4 protein-coding genes are annotated in these 9,181 nt (G+C 65.4%); all 4 read left to right on the plus strand.

Annotated elements, in window-relative coordinates; genetic code table 11:
* The first annotated feature begins 191 nt into the window (after nucleotides 1–191).
* The 4 genes from ACVOLI_RS08635 to ACVOLI_RS08650 all read left to right on the plus strand — a co-directional run bounded on the left by ACVOLI_RS08635 (nucleotide 192) and on the right by ACVOLI_RS08650 (nucleotide 9,116).
* Nucleotides 192–1,991, plus strand: a complete 1,800-nt coding sequence (locus tag ACVOLI_RS08635; RefSeq protein WP_481534286.1) for an autotransporter assembly complex protein TamA — start codon at nucleotides 192–194, stop codon at nucleotides 1,989–1,991.
* A 44-nt stretch (nucleotides 1,992–2,035) separates the two neighbouring features.
* Nucleotides 2,036–5,854 carry a translocation/assembly module TamB domain-containing protein gene (locus tag ACVOLI_RS08640; RefSeq protein ID WP_481534299.1) on the plus strand — a complete coding sequence of 1,273 codons (3,819 nt, stop codon included), beginning with the start codon at nucleotides 2,036–2,038 and terminating at the stop codon, nucleotides 5,852–5,854.
* A gap of 235 nt (nucleotides 5,855–6,089) precedes the next feature.
* A complete protein-coding gene (locus ACVOLI_RS08645; RefSeq protein ID WP_481534287.1) occupies nucleotides 6,090–8,237 on the plus strand; it encodes a S46 family peptidase in 2,148 nt (715 codons plus the stop codon).
* A gap of 144 nt (nucleotides 8,238–8,381) precedes the next feature.
* Nucleotides 8,382–9,116, plus strand: coding sequence for a winged helix-turn-helix domain-containing protein (locus ACVOLI_RS08650; protein ID WP_481534288.1), 735 nt, complete (start codon nucleotides 8,382–8,384; stop codon nucleotides 9,114–9,116).
* Nucleotides 9,117–9,181: the final 65 nt, after the last annotated feature.

Below are 9,181 nucleotides of genomic sequence, written 5' to 3' on the forward strand. Positions count from 1 at the left end.
CGCCCCGGGGGGGCCGGCGGGGCGGCGGCGCCGCCCCCCGCCCCCGCCGCCCCCCCCCCCCCCCCCCCCCCCCCCCCCCCCCCCCCCCCCCCCCCCCCCCCCCCCCCCCCCCCCCACTACAGGGGCCACCCCGGCCGAGCAAGGCTGGGCCCTGCCGGCCATGTGATTTTGCCGGTCATGTTCGGACCGGTATGCTGGCGCGCATGCAGCTATCTCGAATCACCCCGCTCCTTCTGTTCCTGGCGTCGCTGGCAGCAGCACCCCTTGCCCATGCCCGCGGCACCATCGAAAAAGTCCAGATCAAGGGTCTGGACAAGGGTGATGACGCCGAGATGATTGAAAACATCGAGGTGTCGCTGTCGCTCTACGACGCGATCGGCAAGGTGCAGGGCGAATCCCGGCTGGAATACCTGCTGTCGCAGGCCGAGCGGCAGACCCGCACCGCGCTGGAGCCGTTCGGCTTCTACAACCCGAAGATCACCGTGGAAGCGCCGCGTACCGGCGAGACCCTGCAGGTACTGATCCAGGTCGACAAGGGCGAGCAGGTCAAGGTCCGTACCCAGGAACTGGCCATCACCGGCCCGGCTTCGCGCGACCAGTACCTGCAGGACGATATCGAGGCCTTCCACCCCAAGACCGGCGAAGCCTTCGACTCGGTGAACTACGAGGCCAGCAAGATCACCATCACCCGGCGCCTGGCCGAGCGTGGTTACTTCGATGCCGACTTCACCCAGCGCAAGGTGGAGGTGACACGCGCCGAGAATGCCGCCGACATCTTCCTCACCTGGGACAGCGGCCGCCGCTACAACATGGGGCCGATCACCTTCGAGCAGGACTATTTCCGTCCGGGGCTGTTCGAGCCACTGGTGTACTGGGAACAGGGAAGTTATTGGCATGAAGGCAAGCTTGATCGCCTGCGCGAGTCGCTGACCAAGCTCGATTATTTCAGCGTCATCGACATCCAGCCGCATCCGGAACAGGCCGATGACAACGGCGAGGTCCCGGTCAACGTAAAGCTGACCCGCGCCAAGCGCACCATCTATACCGCTGGTCTGAGCTATGGCAGCGAGAGCGGGCCCGGTGTGCGCGGTGGCGTCGAGCGTCGCTACGTCAACCGCCGTGGGCACAAGCTCAGCACCCAGCTGGACTACGCACAGAAGCGCAAGAGCTTCATCACCAGCTACCGCGTGCCGGGCTTCCGCTGGCTGGATGGGTGGTACAGCTATGCGATCAGTGCCTATGACGAGCAGACCGATTACATCGACCTGCGCAACGTCAAGCTGATCGCCAGCCGCAGCGGCGAGATCAACGAGCACTGGACCGCCATCGTCTCGATGAATGCCTTGCGCGAGCGGTGGCGCTACAGCTCCGGCGACCAGTTCAATGCCGCGGTCTACAACTATTCGACGCTGGTCTACCCGCAGCTCACCGCCGACTACGTCGATGTCGACGACAAGAGCTTCCCGCGCCGTGGCCTGAGCGGCAATGCCACCCTGCGTGGCGGCATCGAGGGGGCCGGTTCGGATACCAGTTTCATCCAGGCCGATGCCACCGTGCGCTGGTACATCCCGGTTGGCGAGGCCGACCGGCTGATCCTGCGCGGACAGGCCGGCACCACCTGGACCAGCGATCTGGTCGCGATGCCGGCCAGCCTGCGTTACTTCGCCGGCGGTGACCGCTCCATCCGCGGCTATGCGTTCCGTGAAGTCGGCCCGCGTACGCCGGCACCGGACAAGTTCGCGCTGGGCGCGAAGAATCTTGCCGTGGGTTCGGTCGAGTACGAGCACTACTTCGGCGGCGGTCCCTGGGGCGGCGCGGTGTTTGTCGATACCGGCAGCGCCTTCGACAACACCATCGACCTGCATACCGGCGTCGGCTTCGGCGTGCGCTGGAAATCGCCGGTAGGCCCGGTGCGCATCGATATCGCGCATGGTCTGAACAACCCGGATTCGCAGTTCCAGCTGTATCTGAACATCGGAGCTGACCTGTGAGTACACGCCCCGATGAAGTGACCGCGGAAGAGCGCGAAGCGCGCATCGCCGAGCTGCGTGCCAAGCGCAAGGCGCGGCTGCGGACGCTGGCGGTGCGCAGCGGCATCACCATCACCGTGCTGGTGCTGCTGGGCCTGTTCGCCCTGTACTGGTTGCTGCAGACCGTAGCCGGCCGCGAGGTGCTGCTGGCGCAGGTGGTCGCGCGCCTGCCAGCTGGCTCATCGCTGACCTGGAGCAAGGCCGAAGGCCCGCTGGCTGGGCCGCTGATCCTGCACGACCTGGATTTCCGCTACAACGAGCTGCACTTCACTGCTGGCCAGGCCTACCTGGATCCGGACATCCGCCCGCTGCTGGGCCGCAAGTTGCGCCTGGACGCGCTGCGCATCAGTGATGCCACGCTGGAGCTGGGGCCGTCGGAAGACACGCCGTTCGAGCTGCCCAACTGGCCGGATGTATTGCCGGCCATCGAGTTGCCGCTGGCCCTGCAGGCCGACACCATCGTCATCGATGGCCTGCGCATCACCCAGCTGCAGCAGCCGATCATCGACATCAGCAAGGTCCGTGGCGGGCTTGAAGCCGCCGATGGCGAGTTCACCGCCACCCAGATCAAGGTCAACAGCAACCTCGGCGATTTCCGTATCGACGGCCATTACCTGCCGCGCGAGGACTACGCCACCGACCTGACCGTGCGCGCACTGATGCCGCCACGTCCGGGCCAGCCTGCCGCGCGGCTGGGACTGGTCGCGCGTGGCAACCTTGCCCATATGGAAGTTGCAGTGGCCGGCTACGCGCCCAAGCCGCTGCATGTCAGTTTCATTCTCGATGGCCGCAGCGATCCGGTGTGGAACGTGGCCGCGCGCAGCGAGCAGCTGGATATCGGCCAGCTGGTGCCGGCGCAGTTCCTGGCCGAAGCGCCGGCACCGTTGGCGCTGGATTTCACCGCGCGTGGCCGCGGTGGCCAGGCGCGGTTGCAGGGACGGGTGCGCCAGGGCGAGAACGAACTGGTGCTGGCGCCGTCCAATGTCGCCATCGACAAGCAGGTGCTGACGGTTGCGCCGCTGGTTGCCGAAGCCTTCGGCGGCAGCGTGCGGCTGCAGGGCACCGCCGATTTCAGCGATGCGCAGAACCCGGGCTTCCGCTTCGCGGTTGTGGCCAACCAGCTGACCTACACCCCCGAGCCGGACCCGAGTTCGCCGGATAGCACACCTGTGCCCTTGCATCTGAAAGAGGCGCGGCTGGGTGTGGCCGGCAACCTGAAGAACTGGGCCGCCGTTGGCAAGGCTGAAGTGGCGCGCGAAGCGCAGGACGCCAATCTTGATTTCGATGTGCGTGGCAACGACCAGCAGGCGCATATCGAACGGCTGCAGGCGAGCACGCCTGGTGGTTCGCTGGAACTGAAGGGTTCGGCGGCCTGGGCACCGACGCTGGCCTGGGATGTGGATGCAAGCCTGTCCAAGTTTGATCCCGGTTATTTCGCGCCGGGCTGGGAAGGCAACCTGTCTGGTTCGCTGGCCTCCAAGGGCAAGCAGCTGCCTGCCGTGGCCGGCAGCAACGACATGCGTTTCGAGGCCACGCTGGACGTGCCGCAGATCAACGGCATGCTGCGCGGCCGTCGCGTCGATGCACGCGCCAAGCTCGCATTGCAGGGTACGCAGGGCGAGGGCAATGTGCGGCTGGTGATGGGTGACAGCCAGATCGAGGCCAAGGGCAAGGTCGGTGACCGTCTGGATGTGGATGCGCGGCTGGAGCCGTTGCATCTGTCTGATCTGCTGCCCGGCGGCACCGGCACCGGCAGCCTGGCCGGCACGCTGCAGCTGCGCGGCACGCCGAGTCAGCCGGACATCACCGCCGACCTGCGCGGCAATGGCCTGCAATGGGACGATTGGAAGGCCCAGCAGATCAGCATCAACGGCCGTCTGCCATGGCAGGGCAACAACGGCGCGCTGGCGATCCATGGCAGTGCGATCGAGGTCGGCATGCTGCTCGACCAGGTCAACATCAACGCACGTGGCAGCGTGCAGAACCTGCAGCTGGACGCCGATACCCGCAATGAGCTGGGCGCGGTGGCGTTGAGTGGCAGCGTGCGCCAGCAGGGCCAGGCCTGGCGCGGCGAGCTGGCCTCGCTGCGGATCGCACCGGTCAAGGGCGCGCCATGGCAGCTGCGGCAAGCGGCCACGTTCAGTGCGCAGGGCAGCAACTTCACCCTGTCCGATGCCTGCCTGGGCTCGGAGACCGGTGGTGCCCTGTGTATCGCCGCCAACTGGCCGCGCGAAGGCCTGCAGTTGCGCGGCGATGCCTTGCCGCTTGCCCTGGTGCAGCCATGGCTGCCGCCCAATGAAGGCCGCCGCATGTACCTGCGTGGCGAGCTCACCCTGGATGGCAACATCCGTCCGCGTGGCAATGCCTGGGAAGGTGGCTTCAAGGTAGCCTCGGCCGAAGGCGGCATCCGCCTGGGCGACAATGCCCGTGGCGAGCTGGTGCGTTACGACAATTTCTCGCTCAACGTCGACATGCTGCCCAATAGCATCAAGGGCTACCTCGGCGTCGGCTTCAAGGGCGACGGCTTCATCGATGCCAAGGTGCAGACCGGCTGGGAGCCCAATGCGGCACTCACCGGCGAGCTGTACATGAACATCGCGCGGCTGTACTGGCTGGAGTTGTTCTCGCCTGACCTGGTGCGCCCGCAAGGGCTGATCGAAGGCCACGTCAGCCTGCGTGGCACGCGCTCGCAGCCAACCCTGGGTGGCGAGGCCAAGCTCAGCAACTTCACCGGTGAATTCCCGGCGTTGGGACTGACCCTGAGCGAAGGCAAGGGCAGCTTCATCGCCCAGCCCGACGGCTCGGCGCGTATCAGCGCCTCCACCAAGACCGGTGGCGAAGGCACGCTGCAGGTGGATGGCGGCCTGTCCTGGTTCGGCGATGCACAGCCCCTGCAGCTGCATATCCACGGCGACAAGGTGCTGATGGCCAACACCAGCGAACTGCGGGTGGTGGCCAATCCGGATCTGGACTTCACCCTGGCTGGCACCGCGATGGAACTGCGTGGCAGCGTGCATGTACCCGAGGCGGATCTGGATCTTGAACGCCTGGATCGCGGTACCTCGGCGTCGGAAGACATCGTGGTGCTGGATCCCGTCGACCCGGAAGAAGGCCCGTCCTCGCCGCTGGACATGGACCTGACCGTCAGCCTCGGCGACAAGGTCAAGATGAGCGGCTTCGGCCTGAAGGGCGCGCTGACCGGCAGGATGCAGGTGCGTGCACGCCCGGGCCGCGAGATGACCGCCAACGGCGGCCTGGAAGTCAGTGGCCGCTACAAGGCCTACGGCCAGGACCTGACCATCACCGACGGCCAGCTGTTGTGGAACTACGGCGTGGTCTCCGACCCGCGCATCAACATCAAGGCGCAGCGCTCGATTGGTGACATCACCGCCGGCATCCATGTCACCGGCCGTGCCCAGCAGCCCAAGGTCGACGTGTGGTCGGATCCGGCGATGTCGCAATCCGAATCACTGGCCTATCTGGTGCTGGGGCGCAGCCTGAGCATGGCCAGCAGCGACCAGGCACAGCAGGTCAACGCGGCATCGGCGGCATTGTCGGCCGGCACCGGCCTGCTAGCTGCACAGGTAGGTGCCAAGATCGGTCTCGATGATGCTGGCGTCAGCCAGTCACGCGCGCTGGGCGGTTCGGTGATCGGCGTGGGCAAGTACATAACGCCCAAGCTCTACATCGGCTACGGCGTGTCACTGATCGGCAGCGGCTCGGTGCTGACCCTGAAGTACCTGCTGCGGCGCGGTTTCGATATCGAAGTGGAATCGTCCACGGTTGAAAACCGCGGCTCGGTGAACTGGCGCAAGGAGCGCTGAGCAGGAGGCGGAGTGTTGTGGGAGCGGCGTCAGCCGCGAAGCCAGCGCTCCCGCCGAAGTCATTGACGCATTGCCAACACCGAAGCCGTTGCTCTGCCGGGGAACCAATCCGCACCGGCTTCGCGGCTGACACCGCCCCAACAGGCGTTGGCGGTACGGCGTGACTGCTGGCGGTTGCCGCTCCAAGCGGGGGCCGCTACTGTCCACCGCTGTTCTGTAATCCGCTGGAGTTCCAATGACGCGTAAACCGCTTACCGCCGCGCTGGCGCTGGGCATGAGCCTGACCGCCGCTGCCGCCCACGCCAACGAAGGCATGTGGATGCCCACGCAGCTGCCGGAGCTGGCCAGGACGCTCAAGGACGCCGGCTTCAAGGGCGACCCCAAGCAGTTGGCCGATGTCACCGCGCCGCCGTTGAGTGCGGTGGTGCGTGTCGGTGGCGGTACAGGTTCGTTCGTCTCCGACGAGGGTCTGTTGCTGACCAATCACCACGTGGCCTATGGCGTCATCCAGTACAACGCCAGCAAGGAGCACAACTTCATCGATGACGGCTTCATCGCCCAGGGCCGCGATGACGAGCGCGCTGCCAATCCCGACTACCGGGTGCTGGTGACGGTTGGCTTCGACAAGGTCACCGACGAGGTGCTCAAGGACGCGCGTGGCAAGACCGGTCGCGGCTATTACGACGCGGTGGAAAGCGCGCGCAAGCGCATCGTCGCCGACTGCGAGGCCGAAGGCGGCGTGCGTTGCTCGGTGGCCAACATGTACTACGGCAGCGACTTCTACCGCATCCGCCAGCTGGAGCTGACCGACATCCGTCTGGTCTATGCACCGCCGCGTGCGATCGGCAACTACGGCGATGAAATCGACAACTTCATGTGGCCGCGCCACACCGGCGATTTCACCCTGCTGCGTGCCTACGTCGGCAAGGATGGCAAGCCGGCGCCGTACAGCAAGGACAACGTGCCTTACCATCCGCCGGCGCACCTGAAGATGTCGCTGGATGGCCCGAAGGAAGGCGATTACGCGATGCTGGCCGGTTACCCGGGCACCACCTATCGCCTGCGCACCGCCGCCGAGTTCGCCAACCAGATCGATACCGTGCTGCCACGTCGCGTGGAAGTGTTCCAGCAGCTGATCGACGTGATCGAAGCGCAGGGCAAGGGCAATGCCGATGCACGCACGCGCTACGCCTCGCAGCTGCAGTCGCTGAAGAACAACCGCAAGCGCGCAGCCGGTGAACTGGAAGGCCTGCTGCGCAGCGATGCCAAGACCCAGCGCGCACAGGACGAACAGGCCATGCTGGCCAGCGCCGATGGCAGGTACAAGGCCGATATCGATGCACTGTTTGCGTCGCTGGCCGCGGACAGCGCGGTTGGCGGCAGCGAGTTCCTGATCACCCTGATGTCCAGCCAGACCCAGCTGCTCCGTTCGGCGTTGCTGTTGGAGCGGCTGCGGGTGGAGTCGCTCAAGCCCGATGCCGAGCGTGAAGCCGGCTATCAGCAGCGCGACCAGGCCTTGATCGAAGGTGTGCTCAAGCAGGTACAGCGTCGCTACGACCCGGCCGTTGAGAAGGCCTTGCTCACCGCATTGCTGACCCGCTACCAGCAGCTGCCCGATGCACAGCGCGACTCGCATTACGACAACCTGTTCGGTCGCACCCCGGCCGAGCTGGCCAGGCATCTGGATGACCTGTACGCACAGACAAAGCTCGGCGATGAAGCGCAGCGTCTGTCGCGCTTCGAAGCCGCACGCAAGGGTGGTTTCATCGAAGCCGATCCGCTGGTGTCGGTGGCCTCTGCACTGGTGATGGCACAGCTCAACGCCGAGCGCGACAGCAAGGAACGCGCGGGTGAGCAGTTGCGCCTGCGTCCGTCCTACATGCAGGCCTTGTTCGCCTGGCGCGCAAGCCAGGGCCGGGCGGTATACCCGGACGCCAACAGCACCCTGCGCATCAGCTATGGCAAGGTCGAGGCACTGCATCCGCGTGATGCGGTCAGCTACTCGCCGGTGACCACGGTTGCGGGCATCGTCGAGAAGAACACCAACACGGTGCCGTTCGACGCGCCCAAGCCGCTGCTGGCGGCAATTGCCAAGGGTGATTTCGGCAGCACCGCTGATCCTGCGTTGAAGACGCAGACGGTGAACTTCCTGACCAACCTGGACACGACCGGTGGCAACTCCGGTTCGCCGGTGCTCAATGCCAAGGGAGAACTGATTGGTCTGAACTTCGATTCCAACTGGGAATCGGTCAGCGCCAGCTGGTGGTTCGATCCGCGCTACAAGCGCGCAGTGCACGTGGACATGCGTTACCTGCGTTGGCTGTTGGCCAAGGTGTACCCGGCACCTGCTCTGCTGCAGGAAATGGGCGTACCTGCCGAATAAGGGTGACTGAATGGGCGGCGCGAAAGTGCCGCCCATTCCATTCATAAAACGGTGTGTACCCCGTTTCGGCGATAACGGACATTACGCTAGGCTAAAATCCCGAGAATAGGTGGGCTGTCTACTGACGCCCGACAGGGAGAGTGTGTGGCATCGGATCTGAACTATGCGCCTGTGGGCGCAGCCAATCCCACGGCCTTGGCGCCACTGCGTATCTGGATTGTCGGCAACCTGGAGCTGTTGCAACCGCTGTTGCCGTACGGCGCGCAGATCCAGGCCCTGGACAGCGTCGAGGCGCTGTATCGCGAACTGGTGATCGTGCCCTGCGACATCGTGGTCATCGATACCACCCGGGTCCGCGCCGGCATGGTCGAGACGGTCGAGCACCTGCGCCGTCGTGATGATCTGGGAGTTGTCCTGTTGGTCGATCCGCTCACCCCACATCTGATCGCCGAAGGCCTCTGGGCTGGCGCCGACGCCTGCCTGCCGCACCGCCCGGAGCCGGAATTCCTCGCTGCCAAGCTGTATAGCCTGCGCCGGCGCTTGCCCGGCGAGGCGGCGCAGCTGATGGAGGCCGGCGGGGCCGCCAACAGCCCCTGCTGGGCACTGGAATCCGATGGCTGGGACCTGCGCGGGCCCAATGGGCAGGTTTTGGCGCTGACCGAGGCCGAACGCGCATTTCTCACTTTGATTTTCTCATCTCCGGGCGAGACGGTTGCCCGCGAACGCCTGATTGCCGCCCTCACCGACCAGCCCTGGAGCTTTGATCCGCACCGGATTGAAGTGCTGGTCCACCGTTTGCGTAACCGTGTGCAGTCGGCCACCGGCTGTACCCTTCCAGTTCGCGCAGTTCGGGGCGCTGGCTACCGTTTGACGGTGTAGGTCACACTTTTGCGTTTATCGCGAGTTCACTTAAGTGAATGCCCGTGTTTCACATTTGTGAGCGC

This window comes from Stenotrophomonas sp. STEN029 (assembly GCF_056760015.1).